Genomic DNA, 22,733 nt, shown 5'->3' with positions numbered 1-22,733 from the left:
ATTCCACGAGCCACGTTTTACGCGGGCTACGACCGTTCATCGCATTGACAACCGGCCAAGTGCCAGCCCATTTCGACGCTAAGGTACGGATTGGAAAAGGGTTGATGGCAAAACAGTGGAACTCCTACCACCTGTAACTCTACAGATACATGCCATAGGTTTGACACAAACCGGCTCAGCTGGTCTATACCGAATTCACACCCGCTGTTTCACTTTCATTACTCCATACGAGGCACGCCAGCATGGATGTGAGCGTATTTGGCACCGGTTATGTCGGACTTGTGCAAGCTGCCGCTTTGGCTGACGTAGGTCACCGGGTACTTTGTGTCGATGTAGACGCCCATAAAATCAGTCAGTTGCGACAAGGTGTTCCACCTATTCATGAGCCTGGCCTGTCGGGCATGCTCGAGGAAAACATCAAGGAAGGTCGGCTGTCGTTCAGTACCCAGGCCAGCGATGCCGTCGCCCACGCCGAACTGATCTTCATCGCGGTCGGCACCCCACCGGACGAAGACGGCTCGGCCGACCTTTCCCACGTGCTGGGCGTCACCCGGCAGATCGCCGGCCTGATGGCGGCGCACCGCACCCTGATCATCAAGTCCACCGTGCCGGTGGGCACCGCCGACAAAGTGGCCGCGCTCGCCCGCGAGGAGCTCGACCGGCTGGGCAAGCATCAACTGCAGGTGCGGGTGGTCTCCAACCCCGAGTTTCTCAAGGAAGGCAGCGCCCTGGCCGATTGCATGCGCCCGGATCGGATCATCGTCGGTACCGCCGATGACCAGGCCCAGCAGCAGTTGTCCGAGCTGTACGCGCCGTTCTGCCGCAATCATGAAAAGCTCATGTTCATGGACAACCGCAGCGCCGAGCTGACCAAGTACGCGGCCAACGCCATGCTCGCCACGCGCATCAGCTTCATGAACGAACTGGCCAACCTCAGCGAGTTCCTCGGTGCCGACATCGAATCGGTGCGCAAGGGCATCGGCTCGGACCCACGCATCGGCTATCACTTCATCTACCCGGGCTGTGGCTTTGGCGGGTCGTGCTTCCCCAAGGACCTGCGTGCGCTGCTGCATACCGCCGAACACAGCGGCATGCCGCTGCGCCTGCTGCAGAGCGTGAGCGAAATCAACGACAGCCAGCGCCAGATCCTGTTCAGCAAGCTCAAGCGCAGCTTCCCCGGCAGCCTGAAGGGCAAATCCATCGCCCTGTGGGGCCTGGCCTTCAAACCCAATACCGACGACATGCGCGAAGCCCCCAGCCGCTACCTGATGGAGGCGCTGTGGGCCGAGGGCGCCACGGTGCGCGCCTTCGACCCCGAAGCCATGGCCGAATGCCGGCGCCTGTATGGCTACCGCGACGACCTGCAACTGTGCGCCACCCGTGACGACACCCTGGAGGATGCCGATGCGCTGGTGATCTGCACCGAGTGGAAGACCTTCCGCGTGGTGGATTTCAACCTGCTGGCGCAAAAGCTGCGCCAACGCCTGATCATCGACGGACGCAACCTCTACAGCCCCGAACAGGTGGCAACCTTCGGCCTGACCTACAGCGGCATCGGCCTGCGCCAGGTACAACCGCAGGTATCGGCGCCATGAGAATACTGGTCACCGGTGCGGCCGGCTTCGTCGGCGCACACTGCATACTGCGCCTGTTGCGCGACGGCCATCAGGTCGTGGGCCTGGACAATTTCAACGACTACTACGACCCCGCGCTCAAGCAAGACCGCGTGCGCTGGGTCCAGGCCCAGGCCGGCGATTTCGACCTGCGCCGCCTGGACCTGGCCGACGGCCCAGGCATCGAGGCGCTGTTCGCCGAGTTCGCCCCCGAGGTGGTGATCCACCTGGCCGCCCAGGCCGGGGTGCGCTATTCGCTGGACAACCCGCGCGCCTACCTGGACAGCAACCTGGTGGGTTTCCTCAACATGCTCGAGGCCTGCCGCCGCCATCCGGTGCAGCACCTGCTGTATGCCTCCTCAAGCTCGGTGTACGGCAGCAACCAGCGCACACCCTATGCCGTGCAGGACGCAGTGGACCATCCGCTGTCGCTGTACGCCGCGAGCAAGAAGGCCAACGAACTGATGGCCCACAGCTACAGCCACCTGTTCGCCATCCCCACCACCGGGCTGCGCTTTTTCACCGTGTACGGCCCGTGGGGGCGCCCGGACATGTCGCCCATCCAGTTCGCCCAGGCCATCAGCCAGGGCCACCCGCTCAAGCTGTTCAACTACGGCCAGCATCAGCGCGACTTCACCTACATCGACGACATCGTCGAAAGCCTGGTGCGCCTGATCCCGCTGGCCCCGGTCAGCGACCCGGCCTGGGACCGCCTGGCCAGCGACCCGGCCAGCAGCCACGCGCCCTGGCGCATCTACAACATCGGTGGGCAACGGCCGGTGGCCCTGACCGACTACGTGGCGCTGCTGGAAAAACACCTGCAGCGCACCGCCCAGGTCGAGTTGCTGCCCCTGCAGCCCGGTGACGTGCTGGACACCTGCGCCGATGCCAGTGCCCTGGCCCAGGCCACCGGCTTCACCCCGTGCATCTCGCTGGACGAAGGGCTGCGCCGCTTCGTCGCCTGGTTCGTCGATTATTACGCGCACACGCCCGACGACGCTGTGCGGTCCATCGGGCAAACGCCGGTTGCCGCGCCCGAGCATCAACGGAGGGTGGTATGACAGGCCAACAGAAAAGTGCTGAAACCCAGGCCCTGCGCCAGGACAAACGCATGGACCCCAATCACCGCATGCGCATCGATGCGGCGATTCACATGCAGGGCCGTGGCTGGATGACCGGGCGCGCCGGCGGGCGGCCGTGGACGCTGTCGCGCACCAACCGCGTACTGTCGTTCATCGGTGCGCTGATGATCGTGCTGTTGATTTCACCGCTGCTGCTGGTGCTGGCCGTGCTGGTCAAGCTGAGCAGCCCCGGCCCGGTGTTCTTCGTGCAGCAGCGCACCGGCTACCGCGGGCGCAGCTTCGGCATGTACAAGTTCCGCACCATGGTCGCCAACGCCGAGGACCTCAAGGAGTCGGTGCGCCACCTGAACAAGCACGGCGCCGACGCCATCGACTTCAAGATCGACAAGGACCCGCGCGTAACCCGCATCGGCAGCTTCCTGCGGCGCAGCAGCCTGGACGAGCTGCCCAACCTGTTCAACGTGATCCGCGGCGAAATGCGCCTGGTGGGCCCTCGCCCGACCTCCTTCAACGCCTATCGCTACAAGGACAGCCACCTGGCGCGCCTGAGCATCTACCCCGGCATGACCGGCCTGTGGCAGATCTCGGGGCGCAGCAACATCGACTTCGACCAGCGGGTCGAGCTTGACCTGAGTTACATCGCCGAACAGAGCTTGAGCCTGGACCTGAAGATCCTGCTCAAGACCCCCTTCAAAGTCTTCAGCGGCCACGGAGCAAGTTGAATGGACGGTTCTACTTCGAGAAGTCTGACCATCGCCACCCCCAGCGAAACCAACCTGACGTCCACCGTGCTGGACCAGGAGCAGCGCGTGCTGCTGCTGACCGCGGCCAATACCGGCAGCGGTACCAGCACCAGTGCGCTGGCCTTCGCCAAGCAGCTGACGCTGATGAGCGGCGGACCGGTACTGCTGGTGGACAGCAGCCCTACCAGCAACAGCCTGACCCAGCAGATGGGCCTGCAGAAGCTGCCCGGCTTTCGCGACCTGCTGTTCGAGCAGGACACCCCGCCCGTGCTGCAGGACTGCCTGGTGCGGGTGTCAGACCAGCCTTTCGACATGTTGCCGTGCGGCCAGTACCGGCGTGGCAACGAACGACTTAACCCGGACCGCCTGCGTGCCCTGCTGAGCCAGCTCAGCGCGCACTACCGCTTCGTGGTCATCGACGGCGAGGCGGTGTACTCCAGCGTCGACAGCCTGGTGATCGGCACCCTGGTCGATGGCGTGATCCTGGTGGTCACCGCCGAGGACACCCGCTGGGAGGTCGCCCAGGCCGCCGCCCAGCGCCTGACCCAGGCCGGCGCCAAGCTGATCGGCAGCGTGTTCAACCGACGCCGCTACTACATGCCCAAATGGCTTTACAACAATCTCTGAGCAGCCAGGCTAAGGATGACGCTATGAATGTGAAACTGTTCGCCCTGCTGGCGCTGCTGCCTCTGGCAGCCTGCACCAGCCAGGAGCCACGCCAGATGCCGGTGCAGATCATGACTGCCAACGCGGCCAACGCCCAGGACACCGAGCTGCCACGCGGCGAGCAGGCGCTGCGCCCGGGGGACGTGCTCGATGTGATCTTCCATATCAGCACCAGCGGCTCGCAGGCCTATCGCATCCAGCCCGGTGACACCGTCGGCCTGGGCTTCCTTGCGGCCAGCTCGCTCAACGGCAACCAGCTGGTGCTGCCCGATGGCACCATCGAACTGCCACGGGCCAACACCTCGGTGAACGTCGCCGGGATGACCCCGGACGAAGCGCGCCAAGCCATCCAGCAGGCCTACCGCAACAAGCGCCTGTTCCAGCCCAACCGCGACCAGATGACCGTGCAGGTGATCAGCCCGCTGACCAACGAACAGAACCTCAAGAGCGCACTCAACCACCCCGCCACCGGCATGAGCCGCGAGATCACCGTGGGCACCGACGGCCAGGCCAGCTTTCCGGAGGTGGGCGCGGTGCCGCTGCAGGGCATGACCGTCACCCAGCTGCAGACCTTCCTCAACAAGCGCTACGCCGACCTGCCCGGGCGCATGACGGTGGACGTGATGCTCAAGTCCACTGCGGTCAACGAGATCTATGTGCTCGGTGAGGTGGCCCAGCCCGGCGCCTATCCGATCCGGCGCCCGGTATCGGTGCTCGAAGCCCTGACCCTGGCCCGCGGGCCCAGCCTCAAGGCCCGGCTCGACTCGGTGGTGATCATGCGGCGCAACGGCAACCAGGTGCAGGCCGTGCCCTACAACGTCGACAAGGCCCTGGACGCCAGCGCCGCGCAGGTGGCCTACCTGCAGCCCGACGACATGCTCTACGTGCCCAAGACCAAGCTGGCCAGCGCCGGCGAACTGGCCCGGCAACTGGCCGACGTGGTGCTGTTCCAGGGGGTGGGCTTCAGCTTCTCCTACCGCGTCGACAACAAAGACAGCGATAACTAAACCCAGGCAGGTGCACGCGCATGACTACCAAAGAAAACTACCTGCATGAATTCTTCAGGATCCTCTTCGCCAACCGTCAGTTGGTGAAGCGGGTATTCCTGGTGTTCGCAGTGATTGCCCTGTTGCTGCCGCTGGTGCTCAAGCAGAGCTTCGACATCACGGCCGAAGTGATCGTGCAGTCGAAAAAGCTCTCCCAGAGCGATACCAACACCGCCCTGGCCCAGGAGACAGACAAGTTCATTCCGCCTTCGCTGGCCGACATGGAGACCGAGAGCAATATCCTGCGTTCACCCACGCTGATCCGCCAGACCATCACCCAGCTGCGCGACGAGGGCCTGTATGACGTGCCCCCCGGCCTGCTGCAGCGCCTGGTGTTCGGGCCGATCCGCAGCCTGATCGTCAACCCGCTGCGCGAGTATGTGGTCAACCCGGTGCGCAGCCTGTTCGGGCTGGAGGTCGACCCGGTACGCGATACCCAGCTCGACACCCTGACCGACGACGCGATCAAGGACCTGAAGATCGAGACCCTGCCCGGCTCCAACGTGGTATCGATCACCTACAGCTTCCCCGACCCCAAGGTCGGTACGCTGTTCGTCAGCCGTCTGCTCGACAACTACCTGCGCAACCGCCAGAACCTGCAGTCCAACGAACTGCCGCAGGAGTTCTACGAGCAGAAGAAGATGCAGTACCAGGTGCGCATGGATGACCTGGAAAGCAAGCGCCTGGGCATGCTCGAAGGCATCGGCTCGTCCGACCCCAAGGAAGAGATCACCTTCCGCCTCAATGCCATCAACACCGAGGAACAGGCACTCAACCAGTACCGCGATCGCCTGCTGCAGAGCCAGCAGTGGCTGGAATACCTCAAGACCAGCCTGGCTGCGGCCAGCAACGCCAACATGCGCGACTTCGCCTTCCCCTTCACCTTCACCCAGACCGTCGACAACGTGGCCTTCGAGGACCGCGAGATCAAGCAACTGGGCGAGCAGCTGACCACCCAGGTACTGACCTACGTCAGCGACCTGGCAGTGTTCCAGCCCGGCAGCGAGCAGATGCTGCTGCAGCGCGAGCAGATCGCCAAGACCCGCCAGCAGTTTCTCAAGATCGTCGCCAACCGTATCCAGGAGCGCGAGAAGGACCTGGCCGTGGTGCAGAACGTGATCGCGCAGAAAACCCAGCGCATCGCCGACTACAAGAGCCGCGTGCACCAGTTGCAGGAAACCCAGAGCAAGGCGCGTCAGCTGGATACCGAGATCGATGCCCTGCACAAGGCGTTCTTCACCTACACCCAGCGCTACGAGGAAGCCCGTGGCGAGCGCCTGCTGTCGGGTGACGTGTCCAACGCACGGATTCTCAGTGCGCCCTATGAGCCCGCCGAGCCGGCCTTTCCCAAGCCGATGCTGATCATTCCGTTCGGCATGCTCACCGGCCTGCTGCTGGGCATCGCCCTGGTGTACGTGCGCGAGTTCTTCGACCATCGCTTCAAGCACCCCGCGCAGATCACCCAGCAGCTGGGCTTGCCGGTACTGCTGGTGATCAACGACCAGACCCCGGAAACGCACAACCCGCACAAGGGCTGGTCGCTGCCACGGCTGGTGCACTGGGTGCGCAATTGAACGCAGCCATGAGCCCGCAGCGGCCGATCATCCACCTGCTGGGCAGTGGCGGCTTCTATGGCGCCGAACGGATGTTGCTGGACCACTGCCAGGCCACCCCGGGACAGCACGTGGTGCTGTTTCTGGGCGCGCCGCAGACGCTGGTGGCGCGCTTTGCCGCCGCCGGCGTGGACTGTCGCACCTGCAACGGGCTGAGCGAGGTGCTGCGGGCGCTGGACCAGTACCGCAGCCAGCAGCCGCTGATCAACAGCCACAACTTCAAGGGCCTGCTGTTCGGCTGGGTGGGCGCCACCCTGTGGCGCCTGCCGATGGTCGCCACCCAGCACGGCTTCACCCCCAGCAGCCGCAAGCAGCGGCTGTACACCTGGCTGAGCCTGCAACTGTGCCGCACCGCCACCATCGGCAAGGTAGTGTGCGTGGCCGAGAGCATCCGCCGGATCCACCTGCGTGCCGGCGTGGCGCAGCGCAAGCTCGATGTCATCCCCAACGGCCTGCCGGATGCTGGCGCCCTGCCCGCCCATGCCCACGGCCACGAACGCTGGCTGGCCGGCTACGTGGGGCGCCTGAGCAGCGAAAAGGGCCCTGACCTGTTCCTCGATACGCTGATCCCGCTGTGCCAGCGCCACCCGCACCTGGACGCGGTGATGCTCGGCGACGGCCCAGAACGCGAAGCCCTGCAGGCCCGCGTCGATGCCGCCGGGCTGCAAGAGCGCATCCGCCTGCCAGGCTTTCAGGAAGACATGCGCCAATGGATGGCGCGCCTGGATGCGCTGGTGATCAGCTCGCGCACCGAAGGCACCCCGATGATCCTGCTTGAAGCCATGCAGGATGGCGTGCCGGTGGTGGCCTTTGGTGTCGGCGGCATCCCCGACGTGATCGAGCACGGGCGCAGCGGGCTGCTGGCACCGCCCCTGGCGGTGGACGAACTGGCCGCCCAGCTCGAGGCGCTGATGCTCGACCCGGCCCAGGCCGGCGAGCTGATCGCCCAGGCACGACGCACCCAACGTGAACGTTATCACCTGCCGACGCTGGCGCAACGCTGGGCCCAGGTCTATCGCGGCACGGCAGGTGCGGCCAAGGAGACCTGCGCATGATCATTCCCCTGTCCCTGATCGGCCTGCTGGCGATCGTCAGCGTGGTACTGCTGGCCAGCCCCTACCCGTTCCTGGCCCCCGGCGCGGTGATCGGCCTGGCCGGCGTGCTGGTGCTGTACCGCCGCCCGGCGTGGGGCCTGCTGGCCATCATCACCCTGGTGCCGCTGGAGGGCCTGTTCAAGGACAGCGAGCTGACCGCCTCGAAATTCATCGGCGCCGCGCTGGCCATGGTGCTGCTGCTGCAACTGGCCGTGGGGCAGCTGCCGGGCGAACGCCTGCGCAGCTCCATGTGGCGCCTGCTGCTGGCCTTTATGGCGCTGTACCTGCTGAGTTTTCTGGCCAGTGAAAGCAGCGAGATGTCCATGGGGCACTTTCGCGAACTGGCGGTGGGCCTGGTGCTGTTCGTGCTCACCCTGCTGATCGGGCGCGAACTCAACCTGCCGATGATGTACCGCCTGGTGACCCTGAGCGTGGGCGTCACCTGTGCCATGGCGATGTTCTCGGCCAAGTACCAGGACGAAGGCCGCGCCTCGGGCCTGCTCGAAGACCCCAACGTGTTCGCCATGCTCATCGCCATCGCGGTGCCCATGGCCCTGTGGCTGGTGTTCAGCAGCCCCAACCGCCTGCAGCGGCTGTTCTGGCTGGCCTGCGTGGTGCTGTTGCTGGCCGGCATGACCAAGACCAACTCACGTTCCGGGCTGGTGGTGCTGGCCATCAGCCTGGTGATCGGCCTGGTGCACTACCGCGAAAAACTCACGCACCTGCGCCCGCGCCACCTGGGCTTCGCCATGCTCGGCCTGGCCATCGTGCTGCCTGTGGCGGTCGCGGTGATGCCGGCCAGCTACATCGAGCGTATCCAGTCGCTGGCCTTGCTCAAGTCCGGGGTCAATGCCTACAAGGACGACTCCCTGGGCCGGCGTTCGTCCTACATCGTGGTGGGCAGCAAGATGATCCGCGAACATCCGCTGCTGGGCACCGGCCCCGGCACCTTCCCGCTGGAATACGCCACCACCGGCTACGCCAAGGCGTTCTCGGCCAACCGCAAGGTCGGCGACCTGTACCGCCGTGCCCACAACACCTACCTGGAAATCTTCAGCGAAGTCGGCGTACCGGCGGGCCTGGCATTCGTCGGCATGGTCATGCTGGCCCTGTACAACCTCTGGCATGCACGGCGCCTGTGGCTGCAAAAGGGTGATCAGGGGCAGGCCGACATGCTCACGCACCTGTCCACCAGCATGCTTGCCATCGGCCTGTTCCTGATGTTCCTCAGTGCGCCGAACCACAAGTACCTGTGGATTCTGCTGGCGCTTTCCAGCGTGCTGCGCCTCAAGGCCGAACAGGCGCGCCCCGTGCAGGTGGCCGGATGAAGATCAGTATCGTGATGCCGATGTTCAACGAGGCACGCCATATTGCCCGCACCCTTCACTCGGCGCGTCGGGCCGCCGACCTTGCCGGCCTGGACTGCGAGCTGATCGTGGTGGACAACGGCTCCTCCGACGATGGCCCGCAGATTGCCCGTAACCTCAGCGCCAAGGTGCTCGACCTGCCGGGGCTGACCATCGGCGCCTTGCGCAACCGGGGCGTGCAGGCCAGCTCCGGGGAATGGGTGGCGTTTCTGGATGCCGACATCGAGGTGCCGGAGCAGTGGCTGAGCCTGCTGCTGGACCTGCACGCCCAGGGCCGTGGCGATGTGTTCGCGCTGGACTGCGACACCCCGCGCCAGGCGCCCTGGTTCGCCCGCGCCTGGCAGCGACGCACATTGCGCGCCGGCCGGCCGGCGCTGCACAGCATGCAATGGCTGCCCACCCCCAACCTGCTGATGCGCCGCGACTGGTTCGACCGGGTGGGCGGTTTCAACGAAACCCTGCGCACCGGCGAAGACAAGGACTTCACCTGGCGCCTGGGCCAGGCCGGTGCCCGCCTGTTGGCCCTGCGCGCACCGGTGGTGCTGCACTGGGGCTACGAGGGCAGCTGGAGCGAATGGCTGGGCAAGGAGCTGTGGCGCCAGGGCAGCAACCTGCAACTGCTGCGCAGCAATGGCGCGAGCCTGCGCCTGCTGCGCTTCCCGTTGCTGTCCCTCGGGGCCTGGGTGCTCGATGCGCTGGCATTATCCGCGCTGCTCGACGGCTTTCCGCATCTGGCAATGCTGCTGCTGTTCTTCACCAGCCTGCCGGCGCTGGCGCTGAGCCTGCGCCAGAGCCTCAAACACCGCGACCCGGTGTTCACCCTGCAACTGTGGGGCCTGCACTGGGTTCGCCTGCACCTGGCTGGAGCGGCCTTCGTGCTCAGCCTGTTCAACTGGAACGCAAGGAGGCCCGCACGTGGCTGAGTTCATTTTCTGGCTTTGCCTGCTGTTGCCTTTCTATGCCTGGCTGGGCTACCCGCTGCTGCTCACACTGGTGGGGCCGTTGTTCCCGCGGCACACCCCGCCGCCGCTGCCGCCGCAACGGGTCAGCGTGGTGGTTGCGGCGCACAACGAGGCGCGCAACATCGAGAACAAGCTGCGCAACCTGCTGGAGCAGGACTGCCCGCTCGCCAGCCTGCAGATCGTGGTGGCCAGCGACGGCTCCAGTGACCAGACCGTGGCCCTGGCGCGCACCTTCGACGACCCGCGTATCCTGGTGCTGGACCTGCCACGGATGGGCAAGAACCGCGTGCTCAATGCCGCCGTCGAGCACTGCAGCGGCGACATCCTGGTGTTCACCGATGCCGACGTGCACTGGGTGGAGGGCACCTTCGCCGCACTGCTCGCGCCCTTTGCCGACCCCGAGGTGGGCGGCACCGTGGGCAACATGACCATCCCGGTGGCGGGCAAGGGCCTGAGCCTGGGCGAGAGCCTGTACCGCCACTACGAAGCCTGGCTGCGCCGGGTAGAAAGCCGCACCGGCTGCACGGTGTCGGCCGACGGTGCGCTGCAGGCCCTGCGCCGCGAGCTGTACCAGCCGATCCCGGACCGGGTCAACGACGACTTCTTCATCAATACCTGCGCCCCGGTGGCACACAAGCGCGTGGTCTACGTCGACCAGGCCAGGGTGCTGGACTACGGCGTGGACGAGGCCGAGCGCCAGTTCAGCCGCCGCCAGCGCGTCACCGTCGGCGGGCTGATCAGCCTGGCGGCCCGGCGCGAACTGCTCAACCCGCTGCGCCACGGGCTCTACGCCATCGCCCTGATCAGCCACAAGCTGGTACGCCGCCTGGCCCCCGTGCTGCTGGTGCCCCTGCTGCTGGCCAACCTGTGGCTGCTCGACGGCCACGGTTTCTATCGCCTGACCCTGGCCGCCCAGCTGCTGGGTTATGCCATCGCCGTGGTCGGCCTGCTGGACAAGGGCCACCGCCTGCCCAAGCCGTTTCGCCTGGCCGCCTTCGTGCTGGTGACCCTGGCCGGCATGAGCGTGGGCCTGTGGCAGTTCCTGCGCGGGCACAGCTACAACCAATGGAACCCCGACCAGACCCGATGAGTGCCTTCATGCCGATCAAGACCAGTCTCAAGCGCGCCAGCGGTTGGTTGTACCTGCACTCCCCGAAGGGCCGCAGCCAGCTGCGCGGCGCCGGGGTCATCCTGATGCTGCACCGGGTGCTGGCCGACGACGCCAGCGCGGCCCTGCCCCATCGCAACGAACTGTGCGTGGGCCCGCAGGCCTTCGAGCGCCTGCTGCGCTGGCTGCGCCAGCACTTCGATTGCGTACACCTGATGGACCTGCTCAAGGACCATCAGCAGCCCAGGGGCGACAGCCGCCCCAAGGTTGCCCTGACCTTCGACGACGGCTGGCGCGACAACGCGCTCAATGCGTTCCCGTTGCTGCAGCAGTACCAGGTACCGGCCAGCATCTTCCTGTCCACCGACTACATCGGCAGCCGCCAGCGCTTCTGGTGGGAAAGCCTGGGCGAAACCCTGTGGGGCAGCCATGGCGAAGGCCCGCGCCACACCCTGATCGAAGCGTTGCGCAAGATCGGCCGGCCGCTGCCGGCTGCCTACTTCATGAACCAGCGGCCCAACGCCCGCAGCCAGGCGCTGGCCGGCTACCTGCAAAGCCTCAAGACCCTGAGCCCGGCCGCCCTGCATCAACTGACAGACGCCTGCCCGGCCGAATCCCTGCCCCAGGCCCTGGACTGGCAGCAGGTACGCGAACTGGAAGGCTCCGGGCTGATCAGCTTCGGCCCGCACGGGGCCAGTCACGCGCTGCTGCCGGGGCTGGACAACCAGCGCCTGGATGAAGAACTCAGCCGCAGCCACCACGCCTTGCAGCAAGGCTGCCAGCAGCCGCTGCCGGTGTACTGCTACCCCAACGGCGACCATGACGCCCGGGTACGCGCGCGCCTGGCCGCCCATCGCTACCCCTTCGCCCTGAGCACCCGCGCCGGGATCTGCCAGGGTCATGACGACCCACTGGCGTTGCCGCGCATCGGCGTCAGCCAGCGCAACGCCAGCCGCCCCTCGCTGCTGGCCTGGCGCATCAGCCGCGGAGGCCGCTCATGAGTCGAGGCAACTACCTGCGCCACCTGCTGCTGAGCATGGGCACACGCCTGGCGATGATCGCCCTGCGCCTGGCGCGCAACGTGCTGCTGGCGCGCATCCTGGGGCCCAGCGAGCGCGGCCTGTTCGCCCTGCTCAGCACCCTGCCCGACCTGATCAGTGCCGCCACCAGCGGCGGGCTGAACACCGCGGTGGGCTATCAGGCGGCGCAGCAACGCTCGATGGGCCTGCTGCTGAGCCAGGTGCTGATCTACGGGTGCCTGCTGGCCGGGGTGCTGACCCTGATCTGCGTGGCGCTGATGCGCGAATTCGGCACTGAACTGGAAGTGACCCTGCAACTGGGCCTGCTGGCCTGGCTGTTGCTGCTGGCGGTGCCGCTGACGGTGCTCAAGAGCGGCCTGCTCACCCTGCACAACGCCACCGGCGGGGTGGGCGCATTCAACGCACTGCGCCTGACCGAATCGCTGGTGCCGCTGCTGCTGTTCGTGGGCATGTTCTGGATGTGGCAGCACGCCGCGCTGGAGGCCGCGCTGATCAGCTGGCTGCTGGGCCTGGGGCTGGTCGCGCTGCTGGGCCTGGTGTGGCTGGGCCGCCAGCACGACATCACGCTGTGCTGGAACCGCGGCGGGCAGCGCGAGCTGCTGGCCTACAGTGCGCGCAGCCACCCGGACGTGCTGTTCCAGCAGGTCATCCTGCGCTCGGACTACCTGTTCATCAGTGCCTTCCTGGGCAGCGCCGCCCTGGGGCACTACGCCATGGCCAGCGCCGCCGCCGAACTGCTGCTGATCATCCCCGAGGCCGTCACCACCCCGCTGATGAAGCGCCTGCTGCAGCAGGATGCCGGCATGGACAAGCTCACCCCGCTGGCCCTGCGCCTGACTGCCACCGTGATGCTGGGGGCCTGCCTGAGCATGGCCCTGGTGGGCGAATGGCTGATCGTCACCCTGTTCGGCGCGGCCTACCAGCCGGCCTACCCGGCCCTGCTGGCACTGCTTCCCGGCTTGTTCGGCCTGTGCTACGCAAGCATCCTGCGCCTGGACCTGCTGGGCAAGAATCGCCCCGGCGCGGTCTCGCTGATGATGGGGGTGGGCGCGGCGGCAAACCTGATTCTCAACGTGGTCCTGATTCCCCGTTTTGGCATCGCGGGTGCGGCCCTGGCCTCCTCCATCGCCTACCTTGGGGTGACGGTGGCCATGCTCGTGCTGTACTGCAGGCTGAGCGGCGTACCGTTGCTGCGGACCTTGTTTGTGTTGCCTGGCGATCTGTTGCCTTTGCGCCAGATGCTGCAACGGAGAACGGTATGAAACGTACATGGATGTTGTTACCCGGCCTGCTGCTGGCCGCCACTGCCCACGCCGCCACCCTGCGCTGGCCGGACATTCGCGACGGCAGCCTGTACCTGGCGCCGCAGCGCAGCGCCCCGCTGCAACTGAGCTGGGTGCCGGCCTGGCAGGCCGATGCCAACCAGGAACAGGTGTACCTGCTCGACGCCACCGGCAAGCTCGATGCGCAACGCATCATTGCCCCCCATGAAGGCCGCGGCCAGCTGAGCTGGCCACTTACCGCCGGCACCGGCACCTACCAGGTGGCCATCCCCGGCTACAGTTTCAGGCGCTACCGCCTCGAATACGACGATACCACCGGCGCCCAGTTCGCCCCCGCCAAGGTGCACTTCAGCCTCGAACCGGACCGCGCCACCACCCTGTACTTTCGCGTGAAAGCCGGTGAAACGGCGGTGCTTGCCGGCAAGTATCACGACGGTGTGCGCAACCTGACCCTGGAGCGCGTGGACGATGGCAAGCGCCTCAAGCTGGCGCTGCTCGAACACCGGGCCTATTGGCAGTTCGATCAGGTGAACCTGCCCGCAAGCGCCCAGGACCAGACATGGCGCCTGAACTTCGAAGGCACCGGCAAGGTGGCCTTCTGGCTGGACGGCAGCGCCAACCTGTTCGCCCTGCGCCCCCAGGACCTCGCCCCACTGGTGCACCGCGACGGCCAGGTAAGCCTGCGCAGCAGTGCCAAGGTACTGGGCCCCACGCCCAGGCTAGGCAACAACCTGCCCTACGTGATGCCGCCACCGTCCAGCCATGCGGTGATCGATGCGCTGCAACTGCAGGCCGCCGGCTACTACACCTTTGCCGACGTGCTGGCACGCAAGCCGCGCTACGAACTGCCGTTTCGCCAGCTGTACCAGGAGCGCTTCGGCATTCACCACGACATCACCCTGATGGCCGCCACCGGGCGCAAGTCCGACCTGATGCGCAGCCGCGCCAACGATGGCGCGCTGGACGACTGGCTGGCCACCAGCGTCGCCCTGGGCGGCAAGGGCCTGCATTACATCGCCTTTGCCGACGAACCCAACCTCAACTACGCCGACTACGCCACCTACCGCACCTTCTTCGCGGCCATGGCCCAGCGTGTGCGCGCCTACCCCGGCGCCCATGAAGCCGGCGTGCGCATCGCCATGCCGGCCAGCTCGCGGCTGGTCAACGGCCCGTTGCGCGGCGATGCGGCGCAGCGCGTCGGCCTGGACTGGGCACGGCGCCTGCTCAAGGAATTCGAACCGCAGATCGACGCCATGGCCTGGCACGAGTGGATGGTCCGCGACCTGCTCGCCACCCGCACCTACCGCGACTCGGTACGCCGCGCCGCCGAACTGGTGGGGCTGGACGCCAACGGTCGCCCGCGCAAGGCGTTGCTGCTCGACCAGACCAACCTGTCCAGTGGCTCGACCCTGAGCCTGTACGAGCAGAACACCCACTATGCCGGCGTATGGTGGGCCTCGGTGGTCATCAATGCCTCCCAGGACGGCCTGCTGGACATGCTCAACTGGTTCCACATCGCCGACGAGCCCGAGTGGCCCAAAGGCATGGTCAAGGTGCTGGGCAACAACCGCTTCGAGCTCAAGCCGGTGGGCCTGGCCCAGCAGTTCATCGCCCAGCACTGGCTCGACCAGGTGCTGCACCTGGACAACGACGCCTTCGAGGTCGATGCACTGGCCATGGCACGCGGCGCACAGCGCAGCCTGCTGGGCGTCAACAAGGGCGAACGCCTGCAACACGTCAGCTTCGCCACCCCGGCCAGCCGATGCCCGCAGACCGCTGCCACGCTCACCCTGTTCGGGCCGGACAACCAGCCGCGCGCCGCGGCACTGGATTGCCAGCACGGCCAGGTACGTTTCGAACTGCCCGGGCAGACTCTGTTTGCCCTGCGATGGAGCGCCTCATGAACACAGTGCCGAAGATCTCTTCCCCTGCCGGATACGGGAGCCACCATGAATATCGTCAGCAAGTTCAGCCAGCGCGTACACCAGAAAGGCCTGCGCGCCACCCTTCGCAGCGCGTACAAGCGCTACGTGTTCTTTCACTGGGAGCTGCTGTGGATGGAGCGCGACCTGGTCAGCCCGGTGCCGCCGCATACCCTCAAGCCCTATGCGCCGCTACGCGTGGAGCGCATCACGGTGCACAACGTGCAAGGCTTTGCCAAGCACTTCGGCGACCGTGTCGAAACCATGCGTGAACTGGCCGCCGAAGGGCATACCGGGCTGATGTTCCTGGACGAAGACAGCCACGTGGTGGCGTTCATCTGGGGCAGCCCGCGTCACTACCACGACCGTCATTACTATGGCTGCTGGTTCCCGGTCGAGCCGGGCGAGTTCTTCGAGTTCGGCGGTGAACTGGCGCGCCAGTACTGGGGTACGTCGCTGTCGGTCGACCTGCAACTGGCCCTGTGGCGCGCCATGGCCGAACAGGGCTGCGACAAGGTGGTCGACGTGTGCGAGACCCACAACATTCCGGCGCTCAAGCTGCACCTGCGCATGGGCTACGTCGAGCAGGGCCGTGTGATGCACGTGTACTGCCTGTTCGGTCGCTGGAAATTCTTCCGCGAAACGCGCTACAGCGGCTCGCGCCTGGATGCCTTGCGCAAACCGGCGCCGCGCAGCACTACAGCCACGGTGTCCTGAACCGATGACCCTGACCTTTACCTGGCACGCCTCGCTGCGTGCCGACGACTTCCCCGCCGACGCCTACGAGCAGTTGCTCGAGCGGCTGCCCGATGCCACCCCCTTCAACAGCCTGGCCTGGCTGCGCGCCGCCGAGGCTGCCTTGCCGGCCAGCCAGCACCTGCAGGTACTGCTGGGGCACGCACAAGGACGCCTGGTGCTGTGCCTGCCGTTGGTCCGCACCCTTGAGCGCCACGGGCCGCTGGACTTTGCCGTGGTGCACCACCTGGGCTACCCCATGAGCGACCGCATCGGCCTGCTCATCGACCTGCCGACCAGTGCCGCCGGCCAGGTACTGGCAGCCATTCGCACGCGCCTGCCCCATGCCCTGCTGCAACTCAACGAGGTAACGGGCGATTCGCCCTGGCTGCAGCAGTGGGCACGCCGCAGTTCCACCCACGAACAGCGCACCGCCTGCCGTGCGCCGGTGCACCAGATAAGCGAGGCCGACCGCCAGGAAGTCAGTGGCGACCCGCGCTACAAGTTGCGCCGCGCGCGCAAGCGCATCGCCGCCTGCGGGGCACAGGTGCGCCGAGTAACCCCCAATACCGCCAACGCAGCTTCCTGGCTGGAAGCCGTCAGCGCGGTCGAGGCCGTGAGCTGGAAAGGCGACGACGGGGTCGGCATCTTCTCGGTGCCCGCGCAGCGCCAATGGATGTTCCAGGCCTTCACCGCGCTGGCGGCCGATGGCCGTCTGCGCCTGGTGGTGCTGGAACTGGACGGGCGCTGCATCAGCTACCGCCTGGGCCTGCTCGAACGGGGCCGCCTGTACGACTACAACCTCGCCTTCGTGCCGCAGTATGCCGACCTTGGCAGCGGCCGGGTGCTGCTGCAGGAATGGATCGACTGGGGGCTGGACGAAGGCTGGACGTGGATCGACGCTTCAAGGGTGAGCCTGGAGAACTCCAGCCACCAGTTGCATGAGCGCATGACCGGCCAGGTCGAGCACCTGCGCCACAGTTTCTACAGCTGGCGCCCGTCGGGCCTGTGCCTGGGCATGGCGCTGCGCCTGTGGCAACGCATCAAGCCCTGGCTCAAACGCCGCCAACAGCAGCCCGTGCCGGCACCTGCCACTTCCCCCACTGCCACACCCACAGCACAGGAGCGCCCGGATGCCGTCCCAAGTCATAGTCAACGCTGACGATTTTGGCCTCAACGAACACACCAACGCGGTGATCCTGCGCGCGTTCCAGTGCGGCCTGATCAGCTCTGCCACCGCCATGGCCAGCATGCCTGCATTCAAGGCCGCCTGCGCGCTGGCCCAGCAACCGGCCCTGCGCGGGCGCGTGGGCCTGCATTTCAACCTGACCTACGGGCGCCCGCTGAGCGAGCCGATCCGCGCGCTGGCGCAGTTCTGCAATGCCGAGGGCGAGTTCGACCTGGGCCTGTCGCGCAAGCGTCTGTGGCTGGGGCGCGCGGCCCGCCAGGCGGTGCACGAGGAACTCGCCGCGCAATGGCAGCGCTGCCTGGACCATGGGCTGACCCCCAGCCACCTGGACTCCCACCAGCACGTGCACAACCTGTGGCCCATCGGCGAAATCGTCGCCCGCTTCGCCGCCCGCGAAGGGGTGCCGATACGCCTGGCCCGCAATGTGGGGCACAACATCGGCCCGGCAAAACGCCTGTTCAAGACGTTGCTCAACCAGCGCCTGCGCCAGCTGGCCAGGCTGACCGCCGACCATGTGTGTACCCCGGTCGACCTGCGTGACGGCCTGGCCCCACGCCATGGCGTGCTCGAAGTGGTGGCGCACCCCAGTGCCCTGGGCAGCCACGACTTCGGCGATGCCTACCTGGGCAGTGGCGAGTCCTTGCAGGCCTTGCTCGACCAGCGCCTGGCGGGCGTGCCCAGGGTCGGCTACGCGTCGCTGCGCGAGGCGCGCCAGAGCACCCTGGGCACTGCCTCCAACAGATAACTACCACCGCTTCGCCCGGCTGATCGGTTGTGCTGTCGGTCCACGGACCGGAGCACGACCATGCCTACCTCCCCTTCACGCATTCCCCACTCACCGTTCATCGTCCAGCGCCTGCCCACCTGGCTGAAACACACCAGCGCCCAGGACGCCGAAGACCTTCGGCGTCATCTGGCCCTGACCCATGTCATCCCCGATGCCGAACCGGACTGGCTGGCCAACGGCCTGCCCGATCAGCGTGACGCCGTGCGTGCAGCCAGGCGTCGCTATCGGCGGGCCAGCCAGACACTGGCAGGCACCCTCAAGGCCTTCCAGGGGTTGCTGGCATTTGCCGAGCCGCTGCTGCAGGCGCGCCTTGACGCCGAACTTGGCGAACCCCTGAACCTGCACACCACCGACCTGGTGCAGTTTCACGAAGAGGCCGACCTCTGGCAGCTCGCCACACGTACCACCTACCAGAAGCAGAGCCTGCTGCAGGCAGCGCTGCAGAACTTCGGTGACGACGTGACTTTCCTCGGCAAGAGTGCGATCACCCTGCAAGGCCATTTCCACCTCGACCTGACCGACGCCGGGCTTGCCTACCGCTATACCCGCCATCGCCTGTCACCGGCCGTGTTCGCCCGCCTGTGCCGCGAACTGGACCTGGGCGCCCGCTACCAGCAGCACCTGCAGGCAGTGTTCGAAACACCTGCCACGCAAGACAGGGTGCGTCGCGACTCGATCGATGCCAATCGCCAGTTGCTGCGCCTGGAGGTCACCGTGGCGAAAGCGCGCCAGCGCATCGGGCCAACCGCCTGCAGCCGGTTGCTGGCGCTGCTGGACGCGCCCGCCGCAGCAGGCGCCGAGGCCCCGCCAGTGCAGGCCAGCCTGCTGAGCATGAGCGGCGTACCGTTGCACGACATCCTGCTGTTTGCCCTGGCATCTGAGCAGCAGGCAGACAGCCTGCTGCTGTACCTGCCCGGCGACCCGGACGATGCCCTCACCGAGCATGCGTCGATGCCGGCGCTGGAGCGCTACCTCAAAGGGCGCCTCAACCACCCCGGGTTTCGCAGGCTGTTTCAGCGCTACGTACCGCTGCAACAGCAGCAACACCTGTTCGATGTGCTCGGACACAACCTGGCCCGGCAGGTGGTCGACAAGGACGGACCGTGGCACTCGCAGGAGCAGGACAGCCTGTACCTGAGCCTTGCCCCGGTTGCCGGCGAGCTGTTCGGCGTGCTGCAGGACCGCCACCTGCAACGCCTGAAGGATGAAGCACGGGTACTGATGGTGCCCACCGCTGAAGCCGACGAGAAAGCGCGCAAGGCCCGCCTGGAACAATGGGAGACACGCGCGCTGAACGTGCTCAATGCCGCGGCGATGTTCGTTCCCGCGTTGGGCCCGGTCATGCTGGCGGTCACTGCGGTACAGCTGATCAAGGAGGTGTATGAAGGCGTGGAGGACTGGCAGGACGGCGACGTCGAGGGCGCCATGGCGCACCTGCAGTCGGTGGCGATCACTGCCGGCATGCTGGCCGGTTCGGTGCTGGCGATCAAGACAGCACCAGCGCTGGTCGATGCGCTGGTCGAAGTGCCGCTGCCCGATGGCAGTACGCGCCTGTACCTGCCCGACCTGGCACCCTACCGGCTGGACACGCCGCTGCCCGCCGAGGTGACAGCCAACGACCAGGGCCAGTACCGGCACGCGGACCGGCACTACATCAGGCTCGGCGCCGACCTGTACGAGCAGCAGTTCGATGCGCGCCAGCAACAATGGCAACTGCGCCACCCCGCGCGTGAGGACGCCTATCGCCCCGCGCTGGAGCACAACGGCCAGGGTGCCTGGCGCAGCGTGCATGAACAGCCGCTGAGCTGGTCGCGGGCCACCCTGCTGCGCCGTCTGGGCCCGCTTGCGCAAGGCCTGAGCGATGCAGAACTCGAACAGGCCTGCCAGGTCAGCGGCACCCGCGAAGACGCGCTGCGTCGGTTGCACGCCGCCAATCTGGGCCTGCCACCCTTGCTGGCCGATACGCTGCAACGGCTCAGGATCGCCCGGCAACTGCGCGCCGAAAACGTCACGGGCAACGTCGGCAAGGCCCTGTTCGAGCAGCGTTACCTGGCCCTGGTGCCCCCGCAGCCGCACATCACGGCCCTGTGCGCACGCTTGCCCGGGTTGAGCCCGGTGCTGGCCCGCAGCCTGCTGGACACTGTCGGCCCGGCCCGGCTGGCACGCTGGGTGCCACCGGCAGCCATCCCCACCAAATTGCTGGAAGAGGCCGCCACGCTGGCCGCCCGTGTTCCCCTGGTACGCGCGACCGAAGGCCTGTACTGGCCAGCCCTGGCGACGCCGCAAAGCACGCGCCTGGCGCTGTTGTGCCTGGAGCACGCCCCTGGCTGGGACGCCTCGGTGGTGCTGGAAGCACGCAGTGGTGGCCCGCGCGGCCCTCTGCTGCAGCGCGTGGGTCGTGCCACCCAGGCGCAGCGCAGGGTTCTGGTGCACGGTGCAGAAGGCTACCAGACCTTCAAGGACGACCTCCCGCTGCACGCGCCCGGCGACGACCTGTTCGCGGCCCTGCATGACAGCATCGCTCCCCGCTATCGCCAGGTGCTGGGCCTGGACACCAGGGCGGCGCTGCAGCAACGCGTGCTGTCGATGCTCGAACGCCCCCGCGGCGAACTTGCCACCTGGCTGTGGTCCGGCGAGGTCCGCGGCTGGGCCAGCGAAGCACGCCTGCTGGGCGGCAGTGACCGCCCCGGCTACCCGCCGGTGTCGCCTGCCAGCTCCTCACAGGAGGCCCGCTACCGCACGCTCTACCCGCATGCCAGCGGCGAAGAGGCGCGTGCCACACTGGCGGCCTGGGAGGCCAGCGAGATTCCGGCCCAGGCGCGGTTGCGCACGCTCGAACAAACCCTGCAACGCCTGAAAAGCGCGTTGACCCTGTGGGCCCTGCCCAGTACAGCCCGGCAATCGGCGCGGGAGGAAATCATCGCCGCCTGGCAGCGCCTGTCGGTGCGCGAGGTCGCCGACGGCGAAGCCATCGTTCAGCTGAACCTGGACTACCTGGACCTGACCGACGGCGACCTGGAAAGCTTCCCTGCGCTGGAGGCCAACTTCGATCACGTGAATGAGCTGTCGCTGGAGCAGAACTCCCTGACCCGGCTGCCTGACGCCTTCCTGCGCCACTTCACCCAGCTGCAGCGCGTCAGCCTGAACGGCTGCGAACTCACCAGCCTGCCCACCGGGCTGGGTGATCGGCTCAGCGTGCTGGACCTGGCCAACAACCGCCTGGTCTGGGACGAGCACCTGCAGCACGCCCTCGAAGGTTACCCGCAGTTGCGCGACCTGAGCCTGTCGAACAACCCGCTGGCAACCCCGCCCGACTTCGCCCGCCTGAACCGGCTGCAGGGCGTGGACCTGTACAACTGCAGCCTGGCGACCTATCCGACAGGGCTTGATCAGCTGGACGCGCCGAACCTGGTGGACCTGTCCGGCAACCAGCTGCAGGAGCTGCCACCGACCGCCATCCTCTCACCTCCGCTGGCCCGGGCGCTGCGCCTGGAACACAATCCGCTGAGCGATGCTGCCCTGCAGGCGGCCGATGCCTACTACACCACCCACCGTATCGACCTGCTGGTGGCCGAGATCGATTACAACGAACTGCTCGACGACGCCACGCCACAACAGCGGGCCAGCTGGCAACGACTGCAGCAGAGCCTGCCGTCGGGGTTCTTCCGGGACCTGCGTGCCATGTTCGACAGCCCGCCCTACATCGTCGCCCCACTGACCTACCGGCGCCGCCTATGGCGCCTGCTGACCTGGATGGACGCCAATGCGCCCCTGCGTGAGCAGATTCTCGCCCGCACAGGCGGCACCCTGCTCGACCTCGAACAGTTGGGCGAGGTGTCACAGGCCCTGGCCATCCCGGACCTGGCAACCCGCTCGCGCACCCTGCTGGCGAGCATCGTCAACCACGTGCGTCTCAGAAAGCTCGGCTTCGGCGTGCTGAGCCTTTCGTTCAACATGTCCGAAGACAGCTACGCGACGCTCTACCAGTGGGCGCTCAAACGTATCACCCGGCTGCCGGGCCTGGACCTGGCCCAGGCGGCGCGTGCCGACGAGCCGGTGATCATCGACGCACTGGTCGATGTGATGCCGCTGCCGGGCGAAGCCTGGATAGAACAGCAGCGCAACCTGCTGCTGGCGGTCGACCCGACCACCTCCCACGGCCTGGACGAAGTACTGGCCATGAACCATGAAGAGGAACCGGTCTACCCTGCATGGGAGCACCACTTGCGCGAACGCTTCGCCGCACAGTTCGCCGCCTCGCGGGCAGCGCTGGACGACAGCCTGGAGCAGGCAGCCGAAACGCTGAGCGAAGGTGAACTGCTGGTGGAGGCGCAGCGCTTGCGGCAGGTGTACGAACAACGCCTCGTCGACCTGCGCAGAACCCTGACCGAGGGAGTGGCGCGAGGCACCATCGACTGACAGGCGGGCGCCGGCCCGGAGCGCACCCGGGCCCAGGCTGGCTTTTGTGCCGGGGCCGGCGTTA

17 protein-coding genes are annotated in these 22,733 nt (G+C 66.8%); all 17 read left to right on the top strand.

The annotated features are described in order from the left end of the window. The first annotated feature begins 242 nt into the window (after positions 1 to 242). From JZZ72_RS20945 to JZZ72_RS20865, 17 genes are read left to right on the top strand one after another with little or no spacing between them, the layout of a single operon-like run. Positions 243 to 1,595 (top strand): UDP-glucose dehydrogenase family protein, encoded by a 1,353-nt coding sequence (locus JZZ72_RS20945; RefSeq protein WP_043860610.1) that lies wholly within the window; start codon positions 243 to 245, stop codon positions 1,593 to 1,595. Beyond that, positions 1,592 to 2,674, top strand: a complete 1,083-nt coding sequence (locus JZZ72_RS20940; RefSeq protein WP_054914461.1) for an NAD-dependent epimerase — start codon at positions 1,592 to 1,594, stop codon at positions 2,672 to 2,674. Before JZZ72_RS20945 ends, JZZ72_RS20940 begins: the two co-directional genes overlap by 4 nt. After that, positions 2,671 to 3,417, top strand: a complete 747-nt coding sequence (locus JZZ72_RS20935) for a sugar transferase (protein ID WP_043860608.1) — start codon at positions 2,671 to 2,673, stop codon at positions 3,415 to 3,417. The genes JZZ72_RS20940 and JZZ72_RS20935 overlap by 4 nt, the downstream gene beginning before the upstream one ends. Continuing rightward, a complete protein-coding gene (locus JZZ72_RS20930) occupies positions 3,418 to 4,065 on the top strand; it encodes a CpsD/CapB family tyrosine-protein kinase (RefSeq protein WP_043860607.1) in 648 nt (215 codons plus the stop codon). A 23-nt stretch (positions 4,066 to 4,088) separates the two neighbouring features. Further along, the gene (locus JZZ72_RS20925) at positions 4,089 to 5,111 is read left to right on the top strand and encodes a polysaccharide biosynthesis/export family protein (protein WP_043860606.1); all 1,023 of its coding nucleotides are present in this window, start codon (positions 4,089 to 4,091) and stop codon (positions 5,109 to 5,111) included. Positions 5,112 to 5,131: 20 nt separating this feature from the next. After that, entirely contained in the window at positions 5,132 to 6,724 is a 1,593-nt protein-coding gene (locus JZZ72_RS20920; RefSeq protein ID WP_043860605.1) for a GumC family protein, read from the top strand. An 8-nt stretch (positions 6,725 to 6,732) separates the two neighbouring features. Continuing rightward, positions 6,733 to 7,818, top strand: a complete 1,086-nt coding sequence (locus JZZ72_RS20915) for a glycosyltransferase family 4 protein (protein WP_210015082.1) — start codon at positions 6,733 to 6,735, stop codon at positions 7,816 to 7,818. After that, positions 7,815 to 9,185: an O-antigen ligase family protein gene (locus JZZ72_RS20910; RefSeq protein WP_054914458.1), complete on the top strand. Its 1,371-nt coding sequence runs from the start codon at positions 7,815 to 7,817 to the stop codon at positions 9,183 to 9,185. The genes JZZ72_RS20915 and JZZ72_RS20910 overlap by 4 nt, the downstream gene beginning before the upstream one ends. Continuing rightward, the gene (locus JZZ72_RS20905) at positions 9,182 to 10,147 is read left to right on the top strand and encodes a glycosyltransferase (protein WP_043860602.1); all 966 of its coding nucleotides are present in this window, start codon (positions 9,182 to 9,184) and stop codon (positions 10,145 to 10,147) included. Before JZZ72_RS20910 ends, JZZ72_RS20905 begins: the two co-directional genes overlap by 4 nt. Further along, on the top strand, positions 10,140 to 11,276 hold the full coding sequence (locus JZZ72_RS20900) for a glycosyltransferase (protein WP_043860601.1): 1,137 nt from the start codon (positions 10,140 to 10,142) through the stop codon (positions 11,274 to 11,276). Before JZZ72_RS20905 ends, JZZ72_RS20900 begins: the two co-directional genes overlap by 8 nt. 8 nt (positions 11,277 to 11,284) lie before the next feature. Then, a complete protein-coding gene (locus tag JZZ72_RS20895) occupies positions 11,285 to 12,295 on the top strand; it encodes a polysaccharide deacetylase family protein (RefSeq protein ID WP_043860619.1) in 1,011 nt (336 codons plus the stop codon). Further along, positions 12,292 to 13,596: an oligosaccharide flippase family protein gene (locus tag JZZ72_RS20890; RefSeq protein WP_043860600.1), complete on the top strand. Its 1,305-nt coding sequence runs from the start codon at positions 12,292 to 12,294 to the stop codon at positions 13,594 to 13,596. Before JZZ72_RS20895 ends, JZZ72_RS20890 begins: the two co-directional genes overlap by 4 nt. After that, a complete protein-coding gene (locus JZZ72_RS20885) occupies positions 13,593 to 15,521 on the top strand; it encodes a hypothetical protein (protein ID WP_210015081.1) in 1,929 nt (642 codons plus the stop codon). Before JZZ72_RS20890 ends, JZZ72_RS20885 begins: the two co-directional genes overlap by 4 nt. Before the next feature lie 45 nt (positions 15,522 to 15,566). Beyond that, positions 15,567 to 16,256: a GNAT family N-acetyltransferase gene (locus JZZ72_RS20880; protein ID WP_043860598.1), complete on the top strand. Its 690-nt coding sequence runs from the start codon at positions 15,567 to 15,569 to the stop codon at positions 16,254 to 16,256. 4 nt (positions 16,257 to 16,260) lie between these two features. Further along, positions 16,261 to 17,436, top strand: a complete 1,176-nt coding sequence (locus tag JZZ72_RS20875; protein WP_210015080.1) for a GNAT family N-acetyltransferase — start codon at positions 16,261 to 16,263, stop codon at positions 17,434 to 17,436. Beyond that, positions 17,408 to 18,208, top strand: coding sequence for a carbohydrate deacetylase (locus tag JZZ72_RS20870; protein WP_078481267.1), 801 nt, complete (start codon positions 17,408 to 17,410; stop codon positions 18,206 to 18,208). Before JZZ72_RS20875 ends, JZZ72_RS20870 begins: the two co-directional genes overlap by 29 nt. A gap of 60 nt (positions 18,209 to 18,268) precedes the next feature. After that, the gene (locus tag JZZ72_RS20865; protein WP_210015079.1) at positions 18,269 to 22,669 is read left to right on the top strand and encodes a leucine-rich repeat domain-containing protein; all 4,401 of its coding nucleotides are present in this window, start codon (positions 18,269 to 18,271) and stop codon (positions 22,667 to 22,669) included. Positions 22,670 to 22,733 lie beyond the last annotated feature (64 nt).

It is taken from the genome of Pseudomonas palmensis, assembly GCF_017848315.1.
Lineage (GTDB): Bacteria > Pseudomonadota > Gammaproteobacteria > Pseudomonadales > Pseudomonadaceae > Aquipseudomonas > Aquipseudomonas palmensis.
This window is presented reverse-complemented; position numbering and strand designations above follow the sequence as displayed.